Genomic DNA, 22,987 nt, shown 5'->3' on the forward strand with positions numbered 1-22,987 from the left:
AATGCAGATTTCCCTCGTCAACGGCCATAACAGTCGCCCTGGCCTGGTTTCATTCCCACGTGGAGAGCCAGGCCAGCGGTGGCTCTTACCAGAGCTTTTCGGCGTACAGTTTCCCCATGAAATGCATATTTTGCAGAAAAGTAGCGCGCCCAAGCTGTAGATATCTGCCTGCGGCGTGGTTTGGGTGCGGCCATACCTTCCATCGAGAGAGCCTATCATATTCTCTGCTGCTTGCGAATTGCATTGATAGTGTGTCTGATTGTTTTGTCTGAAACACCATAATCGCTGGCAACTTTACGCAGCGATCAGAACCAATAGATGTTTTTATCTTTCATTGACGTACATCAATTTAAAAGGTACAATCAACCACTGATACTGTGCTTTATAGCAGAAAGAGAGTAAGGCATGACAAGCAGTGACACGCAGAACCCGCAGGAAAAAGCCACGCTTACAGGCCTGTTCCGTGCCGAATACACCTGCCCCATCTGCCACAAGGTTATCATCTCACTCACCGGGAATACCATCCAATATGACGAGGATCACGTCAAGGTGGAAAAGGACGAGAATGGAGCGGATTCCATTGTGCTCTACCATCGGCCTAATACGCGCAATTTTGTCCCGGCCAAAATCCTTGATGAGCCTTTCCTTGTCATAAAGTCATCCTCCATCACCTCCTTTTAAAGATGCTCGTTTACAGCTCTCAGGCGTGATGCCTCGCGCTCAGGACATTTCGCCCTGGTAGATGGTAGGGACTTGGCGGCTAGTCTCACCATCTACCAGGAATCGCGCACTAATCCCTCTTCTGTCAAAGATGGTAGATGCTCAAAACAGAGCACTGTGGTTTTGGGTAGGGACGTTGAAGAGTCCTTGGCTTGCAGAGGGTGGTGCTCTCCACACCTCACTGGTTGTCTCGCCCTCTCTGACAAAAGAGGGACTAAATAGAAAGCTCATCCCTGATTGAATAATATATGAGCAGGATATGAAAAAGCGAACGTAGGCGAGCTTCAGTGTGGAACTCTAAGGCTCTTAAAGCTAACTCGACAGAGGCCATTTCTTCCTCCATCTCTTCATCTTCAATATAGCCCTCTCGATGCTGTTTGAGAATATGCTCGCGTTTGAGGCGTAGGCGCCCCTTTTCTCGCTCCATTGCCTCCGAGTCAAAGTCTGCTTGTCGCGCTACTTGGATCACTTGCTCGCACACCATATCCCACCAGTAGATTTGCTATTGGTACGGTAGCCCGCTTCATTCACGGCATTCATAATCGCTTCTGCCGTCTTGCCCTGCATGCATAATTCGCCGATCATTCGTAAGCCAGGATATTCTTCAGGATCAAACTCTGGAGCTGATTTAGGACCTGTAGAGCGGTATCCATAGGGAAGGTCTCCGTTAGGGAGTCCCTGTACAACTCGTTCTCCCTTCCCTTTGTTGCTGCGGGATATCAGGAGGGAGAATCGGCAAGGTAAACCAAAAGGTTGCCCCGTGACCAGGCTCGCTTTGTACACCAACCTGCCCGCTATGCCGTTCAATAAAGGCCCGGCACAGATAGAGACGAAGTCCTAAACTCAGATCCAGTTCGTGCTGGACTGCGCTTCCTTTGGCTCGATAGAAGCGTTCCCAGAGATGTTTTTGCTCTTCGAGGGGAATCCCTGGCCCCTCATTGTGCACCGAGACCTGCACACTCTTCTCTTTGGCCAGCACATTCACCGTCACCGGCTGTTGTGCAGGCGAATAGGCCAGGGCATTCTCCAGGTAGGTGGTCAACACGCTGCCAATACGCTCAGCATCACCAAGAACGAATACCTGGTGAGGTGTTGCAGGCATATTTAGCAGAATCGTGTGTCCAGGTGCCATCTGGTGCTGGCTGACCACAACTGCGTTTAGCAGCGCAAGCAAGTCACATCGTTCCAGGTGCAACTGGAACTGGTTGGCCTGAAGCCGAGCATCGTCGATAATCGCATTAATCATGCGCTGCTGAAGTTGGGCGCTCTGTGAGGCAGAAGCTAAAGGCTGCTGGGCTTGTGTGAGATGCTTCTGTATGGGTTCTGCTTGCTCGGCAATCTGGCGTTGGAGCGAGGCTAAGCGACGCTGGGCCAACTGCAGATTGCCCAGGATGCTCGTAAGAGGGGTGCGCAGTTCATGACTGGCCAGAACTAAGAATTCCTGGCTGAGATGATGGACGTCGCGCAACGTTTGCTCTCTGGCATGCGACTCTGTTTGCTTCTGCGCAGCGAGGAGGCATTGCATGACCAGAACAGCCTGCGCGGCGAGCGCTTTTACTAATTCCATTTCTTCGGAGGTATAGGTGCTCTCCAGTCCTTCCTTGAGAATGCAGAGTAGCCCTGCCAGGTGTTTTTCTAGAAACAGAGGGATGAGGAGAATCCTCTCGGAGGCGAGGTTGCCGTAGTCTGGTGGAATATGCACACGATTTCCCTGAACGATTACCTCTTGTTTTGTAGCAAGGCGGGCAACCAGAGAGGCGTCGAGAATCTCCACAAGTGGAAGGCGCCCGCTGATTGCCCGTTCGGGCTGCTCTTGTTCCGCGCTAAAACCACTGCCTGCAACAAAATACGAATACCCGCTAAGCCCTATCGCTTTCAGGCTCACGCGAGGACAACCCAGAATGTCACGGATCACATCGACCAGTTGCTGAGCAATGAAGACCACAGGAGGTGAGAGAAGAGGGGACTCTGCCGGTAATGCGTTTGCAATCGGCTCGGGAAAGTGTCCAGGGAGATGCGCAATGGCCTCAGTCAGGGTCTGGATTGCCTCGTGGACGCGCAGGAGATGCATAGCCTGTTGTTCCCGTGGCGAGAATTCATGGAAAACACGAACCATTCCCCAAATTTGCTTCTGTGCATTCCGCATCGGTGAGCAAGACTGTTTCACTACGATGCACCGCCCGGAAGGAACCTGGAGCAGCATGACGGTGTCTGCTGGATAGGGAGGCGCTTCTTCCTTTCTACAAGGATCTCCCAAACATGATTCGGGGAAGATTGGGTGTTGCTGCTCGGTACAGCCTATATAAGGCGTCAGGAACTTGTGGTAATCTCTTCCTTGACACTGGAGTTCAGAAGGCACTTCAAAGAGCTTTAATGCCGCAGCATTGAGCCGGAGAATCTTCCCCTCCCGATCACAAGCAATGATACTCTGTGGTAAGGACGCAAAGATCTCCTCCAGTTGCTGGAGCAGCACCATCTCGTTTGGCCACTCACGTGGCGAAAGCAGGTGAGATCGAGGAACGTGCTTCCTTGCAGGACGTACCTTTGGTCTCTGTTTCCCCTGTATGACACGTTGCCGGCTTTTACCCATGATGTCCTTCTTTGCTGAAAGCATGTTGTAGCGTTCTTTGAGGGAAGAGCAACCGCGATGACAAGGGTATTGTACTCGTGGCGAAAAAGGAATTGCAATCTCATCCCCACCGATGTTCGTCTCAGTGCGACAATCCTGACCAGATATCACCTAGTCTGCATGCGTAACTCCATGATAAGCTTTTCCAGCACAGGTCGGGAGACATAATACTGAGGCCACAACCCGTGTTGGTTGGCGCTGGCCAGCAAGGTATTCATCCAGGATAGAGAGGCTCATCGTTTCACCTCACAAGGAAAGCCCCTATAGCTGGTGCTATAAGGGCTGGTTAGATCAAAACATGTAAGAAAAAGAGCCTCTCGCAAAGGCTCGATGTTGGTGGCTTGTCATGCTACACTGTGAGGGAAGCGGCGAAAGAGCGCTGCTCTCGACAGAGAGGGTCGCAAGTAATTCATAAGTAGAATTCTTCCATTGATGGATTTGGCTTGACTGAGAGTATGTACCTCAATAATGAGATATATCTATGAAGAGAGGTGTTGATTTGTTGTATCAATCCCTACTACAAGAGATGGTTGAGGAGGTATCCAAGCAGGAAGAGATTATCGGTATCCTGCTGACTGGCTCTGTCGCGAGAGGCGATGCCTTGCCGGGAGCCGATCTCGACCTACGCTTTATTCTTACTCCAGGAACGGGGCGTGAATTCCATAGAGAGTTATGCCAGGGGGTTCTGGTTGAACGGGGATATGCTGATGTGGCATTAGCTCAGTCCATGCTCGAAACGAACCCGATGGAAGTCTATGCCTATTTGGACGGGCAGATCCTCTTTGATCCGCAGGCGGCCCTCACACACCTGAAAGAACAGGCGCAAAAACGCTTTGAGACCTACCAGATCTCTGAACCAGAGCGGGAGAAAATCGCTTCCTGGCTAGAGTCTGCTCGTTTCAAAATACGTGTAGCCGAGAGAGGAGGCCATGTGTTGAAAGCAGCTTTCGCTGCTGGGACGGTTTCCTGGCAGATTATCGAGGGGCTATGGGCTGCGAATAACAGGCCACTTCCACCTAACGGATCAATCTGGGCACACATCAAGGATTTGTCACAAGGACCTCCTGATGTCGAAGAGCGGCTCAAACACTTCTTTTGTGGAGAGACTGGGCAGCGTGTACAGGTTGCTCTAGAGCTTCTTGACTGGATCTTGCCTTCCCTGGAGAGAGGGTCGCAACGCATTCATGTGTAGAAGTCCTTTATTGATGGACTTGGCTCGATTGAGCGCACGTACATTGATAATGAGATACATCAACGTATTGAGATTGGCTACAGAATGACAATTGCGGAGTTTGGGTCGTTCAATCCCCAGTTCTTTTGCCTGGCTGTTGATGCGTTCACACGAGGTCCGCTGGGTGTACACAGCTTTGTAGAGCGGACTGCTACGATCGAGCAGCACGCGCATGAGACCACCAACTTCCCAGTTGGGATCTTTGGGAATGTTTGGTTACTGATACTCTGCAAAAGGAGTTTCTTTTGTGTCAAGGAACGAGGATATTCGTGGAGAACGAGAAGAAGAAGTCAAGCTATGAATTACTTGCGACCCTCGAGAGAGGGATTGAAACTTAGATGGTTTTATTTTTGTGTGGGCAGCAAGTATTCGTCGAGCCGACGCTGCTCCCGAGAGGGATTGGAACTCAATCTGGCTTTCGAGTTCTTGGTGCAGGATAGATTAGCGTGTTCTCTTCTGAACAGCATTGATCACGCGTCGAACTGTCTCATGCGAAACACCATAATCCTCCGCCACCTTCCGCAGAGGCTCCTGGTTTTCGAGAACGCGGCGTACCACATTCGGCCATTCCAAAACGGGAATTTTCCACCGCGGCGCGTCTGGTCCTGGGCGTCGTTGTGATAAAGGAATACCTACTGGATTATCAATGGTCTGTTCAAAACCGGTACCATCTTGCACGCTTCGAGGAAGAGGCGCGATCAGGCAACATGTCCGCCTCGCCCTCTGTATGTGGGGCGAGGCGGACATGTTGCCTGGGTTGATATTGAAGAGATTTCTGTGGAATTAACTCCCCATATGATAATTCTTCCCTGATGTTCCCCCAGCAGGAGCAACTTTGGGTGTCACAGTGAGTGTCTCACAAGCAATTGATCCCCCGTTACAAACACGCTACCACTGTACATGGATTGATGAAGTGTCGTGCCAGTAGGTGCAGTGGCGACTGGAAAGGCCGACACTGCGCGATTGTTGGCAATCGAGGTGGAGATGTAGTCCCCAGTCATATAGCCATATTCCGTGCTTGCCCACCAGGTTGCGGTCGTTGGGCCTGCCAGGGTCTGGTGTTGGCTCCAGGTCGCACCACCATTGGTGGACGTTGCCAAGCCCACATAGATCTGGCAGGTCGCGGCAGCGCAACTCCCTGCATTGGCCCAATAATAGTAGGTTACAGCCAGGTGCGCTTTGCTGCCTGCTGTATTGCTATCGACAGCCAGGGCCGCCGTGATATGTTCGACATCGCTGCCGATCGCATCGAGGGGGATGCGTTGCAAGGGCGTCCAGGTGATGCCGTCAGTCGAGGTTGTGAGAACAATATCGTCAGTGGAATCGCCGGTTTCATTGGCAAGACAGTTCGCCTCAAAGTAGCAGCCCGCCCAGACAAGGTAGACCTTTCCTGATGCATCGATTTTTGCGGAGGGCAGGGATCCTCCTCGATAGAATGGAGCTGCCGTGCCGGAGTAGGTGGAAGGGGAGACCTTGACCAGATCAGTCCAGGTCGCACCGCCATCGGTTGATCGATAGGAATAGATGCCATCGGCTCCCGTTGTCAGATCATAGCCATAGATAGGGACAATGACATTGCCATTGGGTTGCACAACTGGCTGCCCGCCCAGAGCGGAGAAGGATTGGCTCGCTGGGCTCACTGACTGCGACCAGGTGAGACCTCCATCATTGGAGGAACTCATGAGAATCTGGCCATGCGCATTCCCATTATCCCATTCCTCATAACAGCGACCATAATACGCGCTTGTTGGATGATTGTCGCAGACAATCCAGTCCTTATCGAAGTAATCACTTGGGCCAGTCGCGGCGACGAGCACCGGATTGCTCCAGGTGAGCCCATCGGAAGAGCGACTGACTACCACAGCGGTACTCCCTGAAGAGCCCTGGAATTGGGTTTTCGCGGCCAGGACAGAGAGCAGCCAGATATGATGGGCCTGATCATAGATCACGACTGGATTACTGGCTCGAGCATAGGAACCGCCAGCAGCGACCGTCAGGCCAGATAATGTGCCTCTTTTCCAGGTCAAGCCAGCATCAAAGGAAGTCGCCCAGCTAATCCCCGAAGCCCCGCCGTAGGTGGCAAAGCGTCCACTCTGGAACGCGGCGACAACGGTTGAGCCGTAAGAGAACGTACTTGGCTCAACCTGCGTTTGATGCTGCGAGGTGGGATTGGTGAAAGGATCGCTGCTGATCTGCTGCGCAACGGGAGAAGCCGCCAGTGCATGTATCGGGCGCAGGGCTGCAAAACTCAGACCTGCGATGAGCATGAGTGTCGTGACAATCAGGAACGGTATATGATCCTTACGAGGGAGTGACACGAAGTGCATTGGTTCCATCCTTTTCTCTTGAAGAATTCCCATAGAGCCACAGTTATCCTGGGGAGCGGCTCTATCCTGCGGTAGGTAGGGAGTAGTCGCCCCATGGGTTTATGAGATGCAGCGGCACTACAAATGAGCGCTCACTACCATCCGCCTATTACATAATCGCACTGGCAGCCTTTTTGTGACATTTTTGAGTGCTCAGTCTCTGGAAACACTCTTTTTCTCGGCTTGAGCAGCAGTTTTCTCCAACAAACCTCTCCATCTCATCCTGGAGCCTTTTTAGATACCTCTACTGTATTATTATGAAATGGGCAAAAGTTACGCGATTCGCGTTAGAAGTACCTCTTCTCATGCTAGAGGCTGTTATGCAGAAAAAGAGCAACGACTCATGGCGCAGGACATATCTCTATCAGCTCAATCGTTGTGACCATTGCTACAGACCCCTATTGCCCCATCCTTTCAAGCAGTTCTTTCAGTACGGTTAAGTTCTGCGCAACCGCACTCTTTATGCCCAAGGTGCTCAAGGGAGCAAGTGCGTTGAGCGCTCCCGGAGCATGGAGTTCGATCTCGTTTGTGAGCCTGGTATCATCTCCAAGCGAGTCCAATGTGCACCTGAAGCACATGTAGTACCTCAGCCTGCGATGGAGTAAGATCAAGGGGGCGTAGCACCTCTGTTAATATCCGCTCCCCCTCCCGTTGCGCTGCAAGTATGAGATAACGTAATTCCTCAGCAGGTTGCATGTGTTTCTCTTCTCCTCTCTCCATTGATTTTTCTTCGGTTGCTGGCTTCTATGCTCATTCAGCGTTCACAGGAAGAGCAGCTCGACGTGTGGCCAAACGCTGTAGAGAGTCAGGATCATGACTGGGAAGGTAGATCGTTGGTGTAGATTGCATATATGTAAGAATCTGACGCGCGGTTTCTCGATAGACCGCGATATTTGAAGTCACGCCATCAACCGATTGTTTGAGCATTAATTGCTCATTATATGATGTATCACCCGCAAAAAAGAGGGCGCGTTCATCTTCCTGCACCACGACCGAGTAATGTCCAACCGTATGACCTGGTGTCGCTATGAGATGGACATCGCCTGCTTTGGTAAGCGTATAGCTATTGGAAAATGGTCCAAACCGCTGAGGGGCAAAATCAATCAACGTTGGGGCAAACCAGGCTGGCCAGTGCTGGGGAAGATACCCTTTTATTTGCCCTCGGAAACCGCTAGCAGCCTGATACTCAGCGCGTGAAACCAAAATCTCAGATTTTGGGAAATGATGCAGCCCACCTGCGTGATCTGTATGGAAGTGTGTCAGCAAGACCCAACGCACATCATCTGGTGAGATCCCCATAGCACGAAGTCGCGGCCCGATTTCCTCTTCAGGACGAACCCATTCACGCACGCTTCTGTAATAGGGATGCCACCAGGGAAAATAGCCTGGTTCAGCCGTACGGGCAGTCTCACCAGTGTCAACAACGATAAGTCCCTCAGGATGTTCGATCACCCATGCATAGATGGGTAAGGGCTCAGTCCATGTCCTGTCGAGCATCGTGTTAATGAGTCGCATAGAGTCGCTTCCTTGACCATGCACCTGCTTTGCTTTTATAGCAACAGTCCCCGTTTGAATCGCGTGAATACGCATGCTCTCTCTCCTCTTTGTGTCTACCTCAATCAATGACACATCATTGATTTTATGCTGTCAAGAGGGATCGACTGGAGAAATGGGAGTTATACAGATTTTGCCAGCAGAATGTTGAGATTTACAGCCTCACAGACCCATCCAAGTTATGATAGCAGAAAGGGCCAAGCCGGTAATTGATCGTGACCAGAACGATATTGTCACGAATGAACGAGGTTCCGTCGAAAGGCCAGGCTGCTCCTGTGCCGTTGGCGAAGGCTCCTCCGTGAACCCATACCATGGTCGGACGGCGAGTATCATCGGCTGCAGGGATCCAGACATTTTAGCATTTACGTGCTAGAAGCGCATCTTATTATTCATTTTTCGGCGTTTCCTGCTCATTCGGAAAGTCTCCAGGTGTGTAAATTTTGAAATCCACAGAATTTCAAAATTTATAGATAGCTTCTGCTTAGGGTTTCTTCATCTCTACTTTTTAATTTTTTCTTGTTGTTGTTGCCAATGAGATGTAATGAGTAACCCTGTAGTCTCTTCAAAGACACCATAACTAGCATCAAAGCCTATCATATCCCTCAAATCCTGTCTATCATCAATATAGAAGTTCTTTTGGGAAGGGTGACCATAAAGGTCGATCCTTTCCCGACTTCGCTCTCCACGGTGATGGTTCCCCCATGATGCTTGACGATCTCCGCCACAATGTAGAGCCCCATTCCCAGCCCCGGGATCGCTTTCTGTTTGGGACCAGTGGCCCGATAGAAGCGCTCAAAGATTTTGTCGCGCTGCTCTCGCGGGATACCCAGGCCATGATCGTGCACACGGATCGTGATGGTCTCTGGGGAGGCCTCGAGGTCTATCTCGACGGTCTCTGCACCGGGAGAATACTTGATGGCATTGCTAAGCAGGTTGGTGAAGACTTGTCCGAGCCGGTCTCGATCCGCCATCAGGCTGGCCTGCACGACGCCACGCACCAGGATGCGATGGCTGGGATGCGTTTGCTGCATGATCTCGGCGATCTCCCGCAGCAACGCGTCGAGATCCACCGCCTCCTGCCGATACTCCAGCCTGCCCGCCTGAATCTTGGAGACATCCAGCAACTCTTCCACGAGCCGGGTGACTTTGTTGATCTGGGTTTCCATGCTGGAAAGAGCCGGAGCAGAAGCCTGGAGGCCTTGCTTTGCCAGTTGCCGGCGCAGCAAGGTGGTGTGCAGTTTCAAGGCCGTGAGCGGGTTCCTCAGTTCGTGGCTGGCCATGCTGATAAAGGCATCCTTGCGTTGTTCGAGTTCCTTGGGCGCCGAATTATCCAGCACAAAGTTGATGCATTGGCGCGAGCCATGCTGGAAGGCGACGCCACCCACGACCACAGGAAGGCAACTACCATCCTTACACACGTACTCTTTCTCGTAGGGCGTCAGATACTGTTGGGTGGCAAGTTCCTGTTGTGCTTGCCTGGTGCGAGCCCGATAGTCTGGAGGGGTCATGTGCCACCAGTTGATGCGCCCTTCACGCAAGTCTTCACAGGTATAGCCGGTCATCCGCAGAAAGGCGTCATTGGCATCCACAATCTGTTCACCCTCGGCAATATTGATCCCAATAATACTGGAGTTCATCAGGACGCTCACCCGCTCCTGGCTCTGACGCAAGGCTTCTTCGATGCGCTTCTGCTCCTCAATGTCGGTACTGGTGCCAAACCACTTGACGATCTGGCCTGCTGCATCGCGCACTGGCCTCCCGCGAGTTAAGAACCAGTGGTACGCACCCGTCTGGCCATTTCTGAGACGCCCTTCGTGCTCATACATGGCTCCCGTGTCCTGGGCATGCTGCCAGCGAGCTTGGATGTCTTCACGATCATCAGGATGAATGAACGGGAGCTGATCCCATTGGTCGCTTTGTATCTGCTCAAGCGTCAACCCCGTGTAGTCACACCAGTGCTGGTTTGTATACTCGTGTTGGCCGTCGGATCGTGCCACCCATACGAGCTGTGGCACTGTTTCGGCCAACGCCCGAAATCGTTCTTCACTCTCTTTCAGCCTTTGTTCCGTTTGTTTCTGCTCGTCGATGTCGGTGGCGGTGCCAAACCACTTGACGATCTGGCCTGCTTCATCACGCACCGGCATGGCACGGGCTAAGAACCAGCGATACGCACCTGTGTGACCATCCTTCAGACGGTGTTCGCTCTCAAAGGGTTTACCTGTTTGGAGGGTATGCTGCCGTAGAAGCATAACCCGTACAGCATCCTTAGGATCCAAGAATTGCCGCCATCCATAGCCGCACAGTTGCTCAAAAGCGGCCTGTGTATACGCACAATAGCGCTGATTACAGTAGTCAAGACGGCCATCTGGGCGAGTGGTCCACACGAGTTGTGGTACTGTTTCGGCCAGCACGCGCCAGTTCTGCTCGCTTTCTTTGAGCTGCTGCTCTGCTCGTTTCTGCTCGTCGATATCGGTGTAGGTGCCAACCCAGTGCAGGATCGCACCCTGTGCATTTCTCTGTGGCACGCCTCGGGCAAGAAACCAGCGATACGATCCGCTGGTGCCGTCTTGCAAACGGTGTTCCACTTCATAGGGCTCGCCTGCCTGGATAGAGATCTGCCACGCCGCCTGTACCCGTTGCTGGTCATCAGGATGCACACCCGCCAGCCAGCCATTCCCTTTGACCTGTTCGAGGGTCATTGCCAAATAGTCAATCAAGCGTTGATTGTTGTAGGTGACAGATCCATCAGGTCTTGCGATCCAGACCAGCTGGGGAAGAGCATCAACCAGGGCTTGAATTTCTCCTTCGGCTCGCTTGCGCGCGGTGATATCGCTCCCGACATAGACGAGGTACGCGACGTGGTGGTCCCCGTCCCTGTGGGGTGTGATCTTCGCCTCAAGGTGAAGGTCCATGCCTTTTCTAGGGTGAACCAGGGTCTCGAACCGCACGGTTTCTCCCCTGCTGGCGCGTGCGATGGCTTCGCGTAATTGGTGTTGACTGGCGGGATAAAAGGACCACCAGGGGGTGTCAGCAAACGGTTTGCCGATTACCTCCTCGCGTCGGATCTGCGCATCTTCTAGAGGGGCCTCATTGATTTCCAACAAGATCCCCTCGGGCGTGAGAAATCCGACCCCGACATACATGTCCTCCAGGATATCAGTGGCGGGATATCCGTCTGGGGAAAACGTCTCCCGGCGAGGCAAAGGTGCTCTTTTCTCGTGAAAATGCAACGCCAGCCCCCCAACGGTCGGGGCGAGCTGCACGTGCAGCCAGGTCCGGGTCACGGGAGAAACATACTCCACTTCGGTGGGTTCTTGAGTCTGTCTGGCCGTGAGCACGGCCTGGTAGAGCGAGGTGCTCACCAGCTGGTGAGCACCTCTCCAGAAGCTGTTTCCGACAAGTGCCTCTGGTGGTGCTTCCGTCATGGCCTGAGTACTCGCATTGGCATACACAACCGTCGCGGCGTCATCGATGAGAAATAAGGCACCGGGAAGCGTCTCAAGAAGCGTGAGGAGCGTCTCACAAGACGTAGGAGTGAGACGCCTGGTCTGCTTGGTATTCAACATAGCGCGGTACATCTCCCTTTCACGTGTCCCCATCCCTGGTGGCGAAGATGCGTCCCTACTCTAACTCCAAGACATCTAGAAGAACGCGTTCTCTCTCTCTTCACCCTTCCCTCTCCGTAGACCCAGTGCGGGTGTTCGCTGCTACGAAGTGTCCGCTTGACGGGCAATATATGTGGATGCGCTCTAAACAAGAGAAAAAGATCATTCAAACGGCTTTCATTGAGTACAGAAGGAAAGCATACGGGTATAGTTGACAGCTTGAACGTTGGTCCGAAGGAGGCGTAGAAGGCAGAGCAGCGAAGATCGACCTGATCTCTCGCCCGAAATGCCATCTATTCATATCTCATATCTGCTACGCGGGCTCTTTATAGTAACGAACCCTCGCGCTGGGCCTATCAGTACTTTGTTGTGGTATTTACTAGCGATATTGTATAAGGAGCATGCTTGCAAGCTGGCGTGCAGTTTGCGCGGCATTCATGTTCTTCTGCGTTAACGCTGTGGCAATGGCGCCATCCATCAGCAGGCAAATCTGTGAAGCAACGCGGTCAATGTCAGTCAAGTTCGCCGCCTGAGCTAACTGCTTCACGTAGTCATGGACCAGTTGTTTATGTTCATTCACGATATCATGCACAGAACGTTGCTCATCGTTAAATTCGGCGGCAGCATTGATGAAACCACAGCCATGAAAATCGGAAGAGTGAAACCACTCGTCGAGAGCATCAAAGATGGCAAGAATGCGGTCTTCAGGCGTAGCGCCAATGCGATTCACTGCCTCTTCTAACCAGGCTCGCCAGCGAACATCCCGCTTTTGTAAGTAGGCTATAACCAGATGGTCCTTTGAGGGAAAATACTTATAGAGGCTCATCTTGGCAACACGGGACTCTTTCACGATGCGATCTATTCCTGTTGCGTGAATACCTTCCTGATAGAATAATCTTGACACGGTATCGATAATACGCTCGTATGGTGTTAACTCATGAATAATCATGAGACCCCTTCCTTTCTGCTAAAAAACAGGCTGGTCTGTTTATTACTACTACTGGCAATAGACAGACCAATCTGTCTATTGCCAGTAGTATACAGACAAGTCTGTCTGTTGTCAATAGTAGAACAGGTTACTTGTTGGGGCTCTCCAATGCTAAAAAAAACGCACAGGAACCAGATACTCATGGTTTGCGCAACGAGATTCAACTCAGCAGTGGATCGACTTGAGAGCATTCTTCAGCTTTCTCCTGTTTTTATAGGCCGAGGTATTTCTGATCCTTGCGAGAAAAAAGCGAGAGCATTGAATCGGCCGGCGAAGACGCTTCAGCTGAGTATCCAGGTCCTTTTCATCCAGGTAGCCCTTGGTAAAAGCCGTCACGAGCCGCTTCTGCTCTGCCTCGAACTCAGCACGACGCTCTGCGATGCGCCTGGCGTCCTTATTGCGTGCCATTTCCTGTATACAGCTGTCTGCACCTCTCTGTATGAGCGGCTCCTATCGGTTGCTGTCTTTTTCCTTCCTCCCTTGCAGTCCTCTTCTTTTGTGTGTATACTATTAACTACTAGAGTGGTTAATAAATTTGGAGGATGTTATGGATACGTTGCAACTGCTACAGCAGATAGGTCTGACAAAGTATGAGTCGGAGGCGTATGCGACGCTTGTCCAGTACGACTCAATGACGGGGTACGAGCTTGGCAAGCAGTCGCATGTGCCACTTTCGCGTATCTACGAGATCCTCGAGCGGCTGGTGGAGAAGGGGTTGGTGCTGGTGCAACCTGGAGAGCCGCCGCGCTACCGTGCACAGGAACCAGAGTACTTTCTGGGGCAAGTGCGCGCGACGATGGAATATACCCTCGATACGCTCGCGGCTTCCCTGACGCTGCTGCACTCCAGGCAACCCAGCGATGAGTTCTGGGTGGTCCGTGGCCAGCGCGCTACGCTTGAGCGTGTGCACCGTCTACTTAGCGAGGCGCGAGAGGACGTAGACCTGGTCATGCCGGCGACGCATCTCGCAGAGATGCAAGAAGATCTGTGGCAGGCTCAGGAGCGCGGCTGTCATGTCTACCAGTCCTCGACCACTACCATGAGCGCGCCCGATAGCGTGCTGGTTCTGTGTGACCAGCGCCTGGCTCTGGTAGGTACGCTGAGTTCACAGGCCATCATTACCTCCAATCCGGCACTTACACTCACGCTACGAGGCTACTTCGAGTACCAGCGTCTGACAAACAATAACGCGCGCTCTGACATTGTGTCGCGCGAGCGGGGAATTGCCTGGCTGGCGTGGGAAGAGCGCAAGCAGCGTCTGCTTTGGAACGTCAAGAGTGCGCCGTCTGGCGCGGCTCAACGCTAAAGATCTGAAAGGATTCGACCTATGGATTACGATATTCGTGACATCGCCCTGGCTGCTCAAGGAAAGCGGCGTATCGCTTGGGCCCAACAGCACATGCCCGTCCTGAGTCAGCTCAGCGCCGAGTTCGCCTCCGAGCGCTCTTTCGCAGGCAAGCGCATTGCGGCGGCTCTGCACATCACAACGGAGACGGCAGCTTTACTGATGGCCTTGCGCGCCGGCGGGGCAGAAGTGGCACTCTGCGCCTCCAATCCGCTCTCCACGCGTGACGATGTTTGTGCAGCGCTCGTAGAAGAAGGGATTTCAGTGTATGCTTTCTATGGTGAGGACCTGGAGACCTACGGTCGTCATATCGAGCGTGCATTGGCCTGCAATCCTCACCTCGTTATGGATGATGGGGCGGACCTGATCGTCGCGCTTCACCAGAAGCCCTCGTGTGGGTCAACCGTTGCCGCAATTGAGGAGACGACAACAGGAGTGGTGCGCGCTCGCGCCCTGGCGGAGCAGAAGTATCTGCGCTTCCCTGTAGTTGCTGTGAATGACGCGCCAACGAAGCACTTCTTCGATAATCGCTACGGAACCGGGCAGAACACGATTGACGGCATCTTGCGTGCGACCAATACGCTCCTGGCAGGCGCGACGCTGGTAGTCGCAGGCTATGGCTGGTGTGGGCGTGGCGTGGCGGCGCGAGCGCGTGGCATGGGCGCTCGCGTTATAGTGTGTGAGGTCAACGCGACACGGGCACTTGAGGCAGTGATGGACGGCTTCCAGGTGCTGCCCATGCTTCAGGCGGCGGAGCAGGGCGACATCTTTGTCACGGTGACCGGCATGGCGGGAGTCATTCGGAACGAGCACTTCCAGCGCATGAAGGACGGGGCTATTCTGGCGAACTCGGGACACTTCAACGTCGAGATTGACATCGCAACCCTTGCAGATATCGCCAGCGAGCGGTCACAGATTCGTGAGCACCTTGAGGAGTATTGCTTGCCAGACGGGCGTAAGCTCTATTTGCTGGCCCAGGGGCGACTCGTGGGTCAGGTAGCAGCGGAAGCCAGCCCAGCGGCCATCATGGACCTCAGCTTCGCCGATCAGGCGCTCTGCACGCGCTATCTCCTGCAGGAGTATGAGCACCTGACACCTGATGTGTACGATGTGCCAGCCGAGATCGACGAGCGCGTTGCGGCGCTAAAACTGCGAGCACTGGGCATTGAGCTGGATAGCCTGAATGAGCAACAGCAAGCGTATGCGCGCTCCTGGCAGTCGGGGACGGTGGCGTAAGCTATGCGCGTCTTACTTACCGGAAGCTCGGGGCTACTTGGTAGAGCTATCGCTCAGGAGTTGACGGCACGGCAACACAGGTCTACGGTATCGATCTGAGACCGGGACCTTGGACAGGGGAGTTTGTTAACATTAGCAACCGTGAGGCGCTCTTCTGACCGGCTCTGCGGGCTGATGTCGTGCCGGAGGCGCTGGACGTGTTTGTTGGGCGAGAGTGGGCGTTGCCCGAGAGTATTGATCGTGTCTATGTCTCGGAGAGTGCGGAGCGTGCTCTGGGCTTCCGGCCCATTCACAACTTCCTTGAACATGTACGCGAGGTTGATATATCAAGGTTGGCCTAGGATACGTGTAGGGCTCGCTCGTGGTGATAGAGCTTTACACATACTGATGATCTGAGAGCACTCTGCGCTACAGCGGCGGGAGGCGGGGTTCGGCCCCCGCCTTCCCACCGCAGCAGGAAGGCTGGCTCTAGTGGTGATTCTCCTGGAATTTTGGGCAGACGCGCTCCAGCTCAAGGTATAGCGGAATGGTTTGGCTGATAGAGGAGATGTTGATAACCGTCTGGTCGACGAGTTACTCGACCTCTCGCGCATCCAGGCCGTGACGCTGGAGTATGCGCAAGACACGGTCGATCTGGGCGAGCTGCTTGAGGAAGTGGTAGACGTGATTCAGGGTCCTACTCTCCCTTCACTGTCAAGGATTGTGCATCGCCTCCTGACGAAAAACTGATCCCTAGTTTAATCGCATGGACCGGATTGTGATAAATGTCGAGAAAGGCCGTGGCGGCATCCGCGAACGGGACGATAGGATCAATGATGCCTTCAGAAGTCAGGCGCTTCTTCAGAAACATGTCTACGAGAGTGCGTGTGATGCGTTGCCTATCCCAATGAGGATACTCTCTGGATGGGTTGTTCCAGACAGGCATGCTGCTGATCAATTCAAGCCGATTGTGGTGCCACTCCGCTCCGAGTTCGAGCACGGCATCTCTTCCCTTGTAGTAGCCTAACGTGACAACACGGGCGCAGTTGCGAACCGCCCGCATCGCGCCATGTAATGCGTGGTAATTACCACTGGCTTCGATGGCGATATCAGCTCCCTGCCCATCAAACAGTTCTCGTGTGATCAGGCCAATATCCTCAAGAGTTGGATCGACAACGGTGGTGGCTCCAAATCCCCTGGCGAGCGCGCGTCGTTTCTCAATCGGATCAACCGCGACGATGTGGGCGCAACCACTGCGTTGAAGCATCTGGACAATGAAGAGACCAATAGCTCCCAAGCCAAAGACAACGACGTTATTGCCTAAACGCGCTCCGGAATCGCGCACTGCCGCGAAGGCGAACAATGCTGGGTCCAGGCACATAGCGTCCCATGCGCTCATGGGAGCGCGCAATAGCTCCACTTCTTCCTCTATCTTTGTGACCAGCTCACAGGCTGGTCCATAGCAATAAATGGTATCCCCTAAGCGCACCTTGCTCACATCCTGACCAATCTCTATCACCGTCCCGACAACCATGTTGCCCACAAAGTGCTGGGTGAAGATATCTGGCTGCTCCCCCTCTTCTTTCTTGACGAAGAGTCGTCGTTGGGTATCAAAGCGCCTGTCCTGAAACGGGGATTCTCCGCTAAAGAGGTGGAATTCCGTTCCATGCTTGACGGAGGCAAATGTGGTACGAATGCGTACCTCGTGTGGTTGTAGGGGAGCTTCCTGCTCTTCATGAATACGAACACTTTGAGGCTTATCGACGTAGAGACCGCGATACATGTGTAGACCTTTCTAGAACAACGAGAGCACCTTACTTCAAACCACCAGCAGCGAGTCCTTCAATGAAACGACGCTGCAAGAACAGGAACAGTACGATAACTGGGAGCATAACAATGACGCCAGCCGCGTCGGTGAGTCCCCAGTAGCGGTGAAAGGACTGCTGAAACGAAAGGAAACTTGTCGACACGGGTAGGAGCGAATTGTTTTGAATGAACGTAATAGCGTAAATGAACTCGTTCCAGGCAGCGAAGCCAGCCACGAGGCCAACAGTGAGGAAGCCAGGCAGCGAGAGTGGCATCACAACATGGAGTGCGACCTGCAATTCGTTCGCTCCATCAATACGCGCGGCCTCGCTAAAGTCACGCGGAATACTGATAAGGAAGGAGCGCAACAGCATAATCGCAAGGGGGCTATTGATTGCCCAGTAGATAATAATTAACCCCAGTAAGTTGTCCGTCAGATTGAGGGAACTCCAGAGAAAGTAGAGCGGAACCAGAAAGAGTTGAAAGGGGATGGCAAAGCAGATTACCAGGTACAGAAGAACGGCATTTCCTCCCGGCAGATCCATATGAGCCAGGGCATACGCCGCCAGCCCAGCAATAATCCATATACCGATGATGGTCCCGGTGGTAATGATGATGCTATTGAGCAATGTAACGCCGAGATTTCCCTGATTCCAGGCATTGACATAGTTACTTAGCAACGGCTGGAGCGGAAGGCCGATGGGATTGCTCCCTAGCTCACTATCAGATTTCAAGGAGTTAAAGAGCAAGATGAGCACTGGCCCCAGCGAGAATACCGCGAGCACAATCGCGAGCAGATAATAGATGGTGCTTGCCGAATAGCCCCACACACGTTGCTGCCATTTTTTTGCGTGCGATTTCAAATCTCTACCCCCTTCCGCCGTATGAAAACGAAGATGGACGCGACAATTGCCGCTAAAATGCTCACACATAATCCCATCGCTGCTGCATAACCAGCCTCATTAAGCGCGAACGCGTTTTTGTAGAGGAGGATGGTCATTACCTGAGTAGCTCCCGCCGGGCCACCCTGTGTAATGATAAAGGGATACTCAAAGACGAGCAGTGACCAGACTGTTACCAGCAAGAGGGAGAGTCCTAGCACTGGGCGAATGCCGGGTAGCGTGATATGGTAGAACTGACGCCAGCGGTTTGCGCCATCCACCCTCGCCGAGTTATAGAGTTCGGGATCAATCGCCTGCATTGCTGACAGATAGATCACGACAAGGAAGCCCCAGAAATGCCAGTTATCGACAAAGGCCACCGAGGCCAGGGCGAGCTTCTTATCCCCAAAAAAGTAAACATTATCCAGCAGGTGAATGCCAAAACGATCAAGAACAAACGCCAGCCCCTGTTGTGGGTCCAGAAGCTGCTGCCAGATAGCGGCATTCACGACACTGGCGATGACGTATGGGATGAAGTACACCGCTCGGAAGAACATCTGGAAGCGCTTGATTTGTGAGAGCAGAAAGGCTCCCACAAGTCCCATCGCGATAGGGACGGTCAGAAACATGACGACCCATAGCAGGTTATAGATCAGCGCCTGGTGAAAATCAATGTCGTGTAACAGATGCTCGAAGTTCGCTAGTCCCACGAAGTGAGCGACACCTATGCCTGACCAATCGGTAAAGGCGTAGTAGAACGTAGAGAGCGATGGCCCAAGGACAACGACAAAATTGACGAGAAAGAATGGAAGCATAAAAGCCCACGCGAGCAGCTTCCGCTTTCTACCGCGTGCGCCACGCCGAGTGCGGTCGCGGCTGACGCGCTCGGAAGAGAGCGCGTCAGTGATCGACCGCGAGGCTTGACGATGAGCCTGCTTTGACAACATTAGATCCGCCCCTTTGGTATTGGTGGCACCACTCCTTGCGCCCGCTCTTTCTGGAAAGTGTCGTTCATCTGCGCGCAGAACTGCGCTGGCGTCAGATCGCCCGTGAGCACTTTATCCAGGCTCTCATAGGCAACGACTTCTGACTTAGAGGGCCAGAAGGTCCAGGTTGTGTATCCGAAATTTCCCTGAGACGCGGCCTGATTGAGTGCCAGGTAATGGTTCTTCACTCGTGGATCAATGTTCGAGGGAAAATCCGTTGCCTTGAGCGGTATGGGTGGTGGTGGATAATTGATGTCAGCTGTTTCTTGCACGGCGCGTTGTGGCGTGCTGTAGAGCCAGTCCAGGTACGTAGCCGCAGCGTCAGCCGTCTTGCTGCTGGCCTTAATGGAGAGTGTGTACCCGATCCCCAGCGCGTACAGATTGGATGGTACCCCTTCGCGCAAGGGAGGAATGGGGAACCAGTCATACTCCATATCGGAGTTTCCTTTCCCAAAATAGGACGACCAATTCGAGAAGGCCCAGCTTCCTTCTATGTCCATCGCTGCCTTTCCTTTGCCAAAGGCAGAGTCCAGCGTATCAAACTTATTGGTAAAATACTGCTGAATGCCACCACCGAACCACCCTTTTTGGAAATACTGGCGCAGAAGGGTAATAGCATCTACAAAGACCGGGTCAGTCCAGGGGATCTCACCTGTAAGCGCCTGGTAGACAGCTTCTGGTCCTGCATAGTGGTTGAAGAACATGGTCGTATACCACTCTGAACTGGGTCGACTGTCAGCGTTTCCGGCAATAAAAGGCATAATTCCCTGCCCCTGGGCTTCCTGGGCTAAGGCTTCTAGTTCGCTTCTGTTGGTTGGGACCTTCCAGCCCTTCTGGCTAAAAAGCGTTTTGTTATAGTAGATGATGAGTGTCTGGTAGGAGCCAGGAAGCGAGTAAAGCTTGTTATGTACGCGTCCAGCGTCGAGCGCCCAGGGAGATATTTTGTCCTTCCAATGGTATTTGTCTGCGTACGAACTAAGGTCGAGTAGCAGGTTCGCATTGATATATTGCAGGGCATACGCGGGTCCAGGGGTAGGCACGATATCGGGACCTTTGCCAGAAGAAAGAGCGATCTGAATGAGGCGATCAACATCAGCAGTTGGCTTAAAGCTGATGTTAATGTTGCTATTAGGATTGGCTTTATTGAAGGCATCGATATCATGCGCTTTCATATAGTTGCGCTGATTGCCATCATCCAGTCCATACCAGTACTCGACATTTGCGCTGCTCGATTGGCCACCACAAGCGGCCAGTAGTGCTCCGGCAATACTTGCGCCCAAGGCCGCGTTGCCGCTATCTATCAAAAAACGCCGCCGCGAGATAGGTAAATGCATGGCGCTCACTCCTTTGCTTGCGCTAAAAACCAACAGCTATAACTCGCTGATGTGTATACATTATGGTGTTATATACACCGCTCGCCATTTCCTTCTGATAAATAACAGTTTTGCCACAATGGCTTATAAAGTAACTATCTAGAGCCTTTTCAGTACCTCTAGCGCTTCACGGGAGAAGTTCTGAGCGGCTCTCTTGCTCAGGAGGTGCAGCATGCGATGTATGCATCTTGCTGTATGTCATCGATGACATGGGAAGCATAACTTACTCTTCACTTATTTGTCAAGGTAATTGAAGGGAGAAACTCCAGGGAAATGGCAGGCTTCTTGACAAAAAGGGAGGGGATAAGTATGCTTTAAGTGTCATCGATATCATACAGATAATGAAGAACAGGTTTCCTTTTCTACTATGGAAAAAAGAAATGTAACGCTAAAAGACGTTGCCAGGAAGGCTGGAGTCTCTACCGCCACTGTAGCTCGTGTCCTGCACGACCAGGGGTATATCGCGGAAGAGACCCGCAAACAGGTTGAGGCGGCCATTCGGGAAACGGGCTATCGTATCAACGTTGTAGCTCAGGGATTACGGAAACAGCAAACGCTCACTATCGGCCATATCCTCCATAGCATTATGCCTAATCCGTTCTACGCGGGCGTCGCGCTTGGCGTTGAGCAGGAGGCAATGAAGCATGGCTGGAGTGTCCTGATGATTAATGTGCAAGGAGATGCACGTCGTGAACGGCTAGGGGTAGAGACGCTCATTCAGCGTCGCGTGGACGCGATTCTTTTCACCTCGGCGGTCGATGAGACCAACGTGCGCCTCGCGCTAGATGCGGGTCTCCAGGTTGTGCAAGTGCAACAACCTACTGCTATCCCCACTCATCAAGTAACGGTAGATAACTATGTTGGTTCAGCGGCGGCAGTAGAGCATCTTATCTCACTTGGACATCGGCGCATTGCCTATATTGGCGCTGGCCCAACCTATGTACACCAGGACCCCGCTTTCGTTGAGTGCTTGAAATCGGTTGAGGGAGAACGGTTTTCAGGCTACCGGGATACATTACAAAAGTATCAAATCCCGGTGGACGAGCAATTGATCGCTTTTGGCCGCTACTATACTCTGGAGCATGATAACAACTCGGGTGATGGGTACACCTATACCAGGCAATTTCTGCAACTTGACAGGAGACCTACAGCGATCTTTGCTACCTGCGATATCCTGGCAACTGGAGCCTTACAGGCCATATATGAGTGCTCTCTGAGAGTTCCCGACGATATTTCAATTATCGGCTTTGACAACACATATGCACCCTATCTTACGCCGCCGCTTACCACTGTTGAACTGCCAATGACGGATATTGGAAAAGCGGCAGTGCGTATTGTGCTCGAACAGGGGCAACAAGATACTTCAACCTCTTGGGTTCAGCACCAGGTTCGACTCTCAACGCGCCTGGTTGTCCGTTCCTCCACCGGAGTCGCGCCGTCAGAACATGCGCCCACTACCCAAATTGTGCCAACAACAAATATGAAGAAGGAGTAGACAAGACTATGGCTACGATACAGCAATCTTTCTCGTGGGGCGGTTTCGCCCAGCATGTAGAAGCGAACAAGTTGATTCGCGCGGCGGCGGAGATTGGCCTGAGAGGTGTAGAGTTGGTTCCGCAAGAATACTGGCAGCGTATCAAGGATCATGGACTCTCCATCATCTCTGTGGATGGTCATCGTTCTATTCAGGAAGGCCTAAATAGGCGCGAGCATCACGCCCGTATTGAGCAGGAGATATATGCGAAACTTGCCCTGGCCGAGCAATGGGGGATTCGCAATCTGATCGTCTTTAGCGGCAATCGCGCGGGCCTGGATGACGAGACTGGCGCGCAGATCACTGCCGAGGGGCTACGACGAGTGGCGAAAGCCGCTGAGGATGCCGGAGTCACGCTCGTTATGGAATTGCTCAACAGCAAGGTGAATCACCAGGATTACCAGTGCGATCATGTTGCCTGGGGCGTTGAGGTGTGTCGGTTGGTCGACTCACCAGCGGTGCGCTTGCTGTACGATATCTATCACATGCAGATCATGGAAGGCGATATTATCCGTACTATTCGCGAGAACCACGCCTACTTCGCGCACTATCATACCGCAGGTAATCCGGGTCGCCACGAGATCGATGAGAGCCAGGAGCTTTATTATCCCCCTATCATCCATGCCATTCAGGAAACCGGGTATATGGGTTATATTGGTCATGAGTTTAGCCCCCTCGGTGATCCGCTCGCCTCATTAAAATATGCGTTCGACCTCTGCCAGATTTAGTATGAAACGCTTGTATGTACCCATTC

General features: G+C 52.8%; 20 protein-coding genes. 9 read left to right on the forward strand and 11 right to left on the reverse strand.

All coding sequences use genetic code 11. From position 1 onward, the window contains the following. Position 1 precedes the first annotated feature (1 nt). Together JMJ04_RS14615 and JMJ04_RS14620 are read left to right on the forward strand one after the other, a co-directional pair. Positions 2–160, forward strand: coding sequence for a hypothetical protein (locus JMJ04_RS14615; protein ID WP_201371198.1), 159 nt, complete (start codon positions 2–4; stop codon positions 158–160). Positions 161–405: 245 nt separating this feature from the next. Further along, positions 406–681 carry a hypothetical protein gene (locus JMJ04_RS14620; RefSeq protein ID WP_201371199.1) on the forward strand — a complete coding sequence of 92 codons (276 nt, stop codon included), beginning with the start codon at positions 406–408 and terminating at the stop codon, positions 679–681. A 706-nt stretch (positions 682–1,387) separates the two neighbouring features. Here the strand turns inward: JMJ04_RS14620 and JMJ04_RS14625 are convergent. Next, positions 1,388–3,310, reverse strand: coding sequence for a sensor histidine kinase (locus tag JMJ04_RS14625; protein WP_201372375.1), 1,923 nt, complete (start codon positions 3,308–3,310; stop codon positions 1,388–1,390). Positions 3,311–3,830: 520 nt separating this feature from the next. On the opposite strand from JMJ04_RS14625, the gene JMJ04_RS14630 reads away from it, so the two are divergent. Beyond that, positions 3,831–4,541, forward strand: coding sequence for a nucleotidyltransferase domain-containing protein (locus JMJ04_RS14630; RefSeq protein ID WP_201371200.1), 711 nt, complete (start codon positions 3,831–3,833; stop codon positions 4,539–4,541). A gap of 881 nt (positions 4,542–5,422) precedes the next feature. Here JMJ04_RS14630 and JMJ04_RS14635 read toward each other — a convergent pair. From JMJ04_RS14635 to JMJ04_RS14660, 6 genes are all read right to left on the reverse strand, one after another. Continuing rightward, the gene (locus JMJ04_RS14635) at positions 5,423–6,907 is read right to left on the reverse strand and encodes a sialidase family protein (RefSeq protein WP_201371201.1); all 1,485 of its coding nucleotides are present in this window, start codon (positions 6,905–6,907) and stop codon (positions 5,423–5,425) included. Positions 6,908–7,696: 789 nt separating this feature from the next. After that, the gene (locus tag JMJ04_RS14640; protein ID WP_201371202.1) at positions 7,697–8,536 is read right to left on the reverse strand and encodes an N-acyl homoserine lactonase family protein; all 840 of its coding nucleotides are present in this window, start codon (positions 8,534–8,536) and stop codon (positions 7,697–7,699) included. A gap of 118 nt (positions 8,537–8,654) precedes the next feature. Beyond that, positions 8,655–8,846 (reverse strand): carboxylesterase family protein, encoded by a 192-nt coding sequence (locus JMJ04_RS14645; protein WP_268887355.1) that lies wholly within the window; start codon positions 8,844–8,846, stop codon positions 8,655–8,657. Between the two features lie 256 nt (positions 8,847–9,102). Then, positions 9,103–12,066, reverse strand: coding sequence for a PAS domain S-box protein (locus JMJ04_RS14650; protein WP_201371204.1), 2,964 nt, complete (start codon positions 12,064–12,066; stop codon positions 9,103–9,105). A 418-nt stretch (positions 12,067–12,484) separates the two neighbouring features. Next, positions 12,485–13,054, reverse strand: a complete 570-nt coding sequence (locus JMJ04_RS14655) for a TetR/AcrR family transcriptional regulator (RefSeq protein WP_201371205.1) — start codon at positions 13,052–13,054, stop codon at positions 12,485–12,487. A gap of 204 nt (positions 13,055–13,258) precedes the next feature. Next, a complete protein-coding gene (locus JMJ04_RS14660) occupies positions 13,259–13,501 on the reverse strand; it encodes a hypothetical protein (RefSeq protein WP_201371206.1) in 243 nt (80 codons plus the stop codon). A 139-nt stretch (positions 13,502–13,640) separates the two neighbouring features. On the opposite strand from JMJ04_RS14660, the gene JMJ04_RS14665 reads away from it, so the two are divergent. From JMJ04_RS14665 to JMJ04_RS14680, 4 genes are all read left to right on the forward strand, one after another. Further along, on the forward strand, positions 13,641–14,399 hold the full coding sequence (locus JMJ04_RS14665; RefSeq protein ID WP_201371207.1) for a TrmB family transcriptional regulator: 759 nt from the start codon (positions 13,641–13,643) through the stop codon (positions 14,397–14,399). 21 nt (positions 14,400–14,420) lie between these two features. Further along, entirely contained in the window at positions 14,421–15,674 is a 1,254-nt protein-coding gene (locus JMJ04_RS14670) for an adenosylhomocysteinase (protein ID WP_201371208.1), read from the forward strand. Between the two features lie 197 nt (positions 15,675–15,871). Continuing rightward, positions 15,872–16,015, forward strand: a complete 144-nt coding sequence (locus JMJ04_RS14675) for a hypothetical protein (protein ID WP_201371209.1) — start codon at positions 15,872–15,874, stop codon at positions 16,013–16,015. A 190-nt stretch (positions 16,016–16,205) separates the two neighbouring features. Beyond that, positions 16,206–16,403 (forward strand): hypothetical protein, encoded by a 198-nt coding sequence (locus tag JMJ04_RS14680; RefSeq protein WP_201371210.1) that lies wholly within the window; start codon positions 16,206–16,208, stop codon positions 16,401–16,403. Here JMJ04_RS14680 and JMJ04_RS14685 read toward each other — a convergent pair. Genes JMJ04_RS14685 through JMJ04_RS14700 form a run of 4 tightly spaced genes read right to left on the reverse strand, consistent with a single transcriptional unit; the run spans position 16,351 to position 20,660 of the window. Then, the gene (locus tag JMJ04_RS14685; protein ID WP_201371211.1) at positions 16,351–17,436 is read right to left on the reverse strand and encodes a zinc-dependent alcohol dehydrogenase; all 1,086 of its coding nucleotides are present in this window, start codon (positions 17,434–17,436) and stop codon (positions 16,351–16,353) included. The genes JMJ04_RS14680 and JMJ04_RS14685 overlap by 53 nt on opposite strands. A 31-nt stretch (positions 17,437–17,467) precedes the next feature. Further along, complete coding sequence (locus JMJ04_RS14690) at positions 17,468–18,322, reverse strand: carbohydrate ABC transporter permease (RefSeq protein WP_201371212.1); 855 nt, start codon at positions 18,320–18,322, stop codon at positions 17,468–17,470. Beyond that, positions 18,319–19,287: a carbohydrate ABC transporter permease gene (locus JMJ04_RS14695; protein WP_201371213.1), complete on the reverse strand. Its 969-nt coding sequence runs from the start codon at positions 19,285–19,287 to the stop codon at positions 18,319–18,321. The genes JMJ04_RS14690 and JMJ04_RS14695 overlap by 4 nt, the downstream gene beginning before the upstream one ends. Further along, positions 19,287–20,660 carry an ABC transporter substrate-binding protein gene (locus tag JMJ04_RS14700; protein WP_201371214.1) on the reverse strand — a complete coding sequence of 458 codons (1,374 nt, stop codon included), beginning with the start codon at positions 20,658–20,660 and terminating at the stop codon, positions 19,287–19,289. Before JMJ04_RS14700 ends, JMJ04_RS14695 begins: the two co-directional genes overlap by 1 nt. Positions 20,661–21,066: 406 nt before the next feature. Between JMJ04_RS14700 and JMJ04_RS14705 the strand changes: the two genes are divergently transcribed. Further along, positions 21,067–22,194: a LacI family DNA-binding transcriptional regulator gene (locus JMJ04_RS14705; protein ID WP_201371215.1), complete on the forward strand. Its 1,128-nt coding sequence runs from the start codon at positions 21,067–21,069 to the stop codon at positions 22,192–22,194. An 8-nt stretch (positions 22,195–22,202) separates the two neighbouring features. Then, positions 22,203–22,961 carry a hydroxypyruvate isomerase family protein gene (locus tag JMJ04_RS14710; protein ID WP_201371216.1) on the forward strand — a complete coding sequence of 253 codons (759 nt, stop codon included), beginning with the start codon at positions 22,203–22,205 and terminating at the stop codon, positions 22,959–22,961. Positions 22,962–22,987: the final 26 nt, after the last annotated feature.

The sequence above is a fragment of the Ktedonobacter robiniae genome, assembly GCF_016587375.1.
In the GTDB taxonomy this organism is placed as follows: Bacteria; Chloroflexota; Ktedonobacteria; order Ktedonobacterales; family Ktedonobacteraceae; genus Ktedonobacter; species Ktedonobacter robiniae.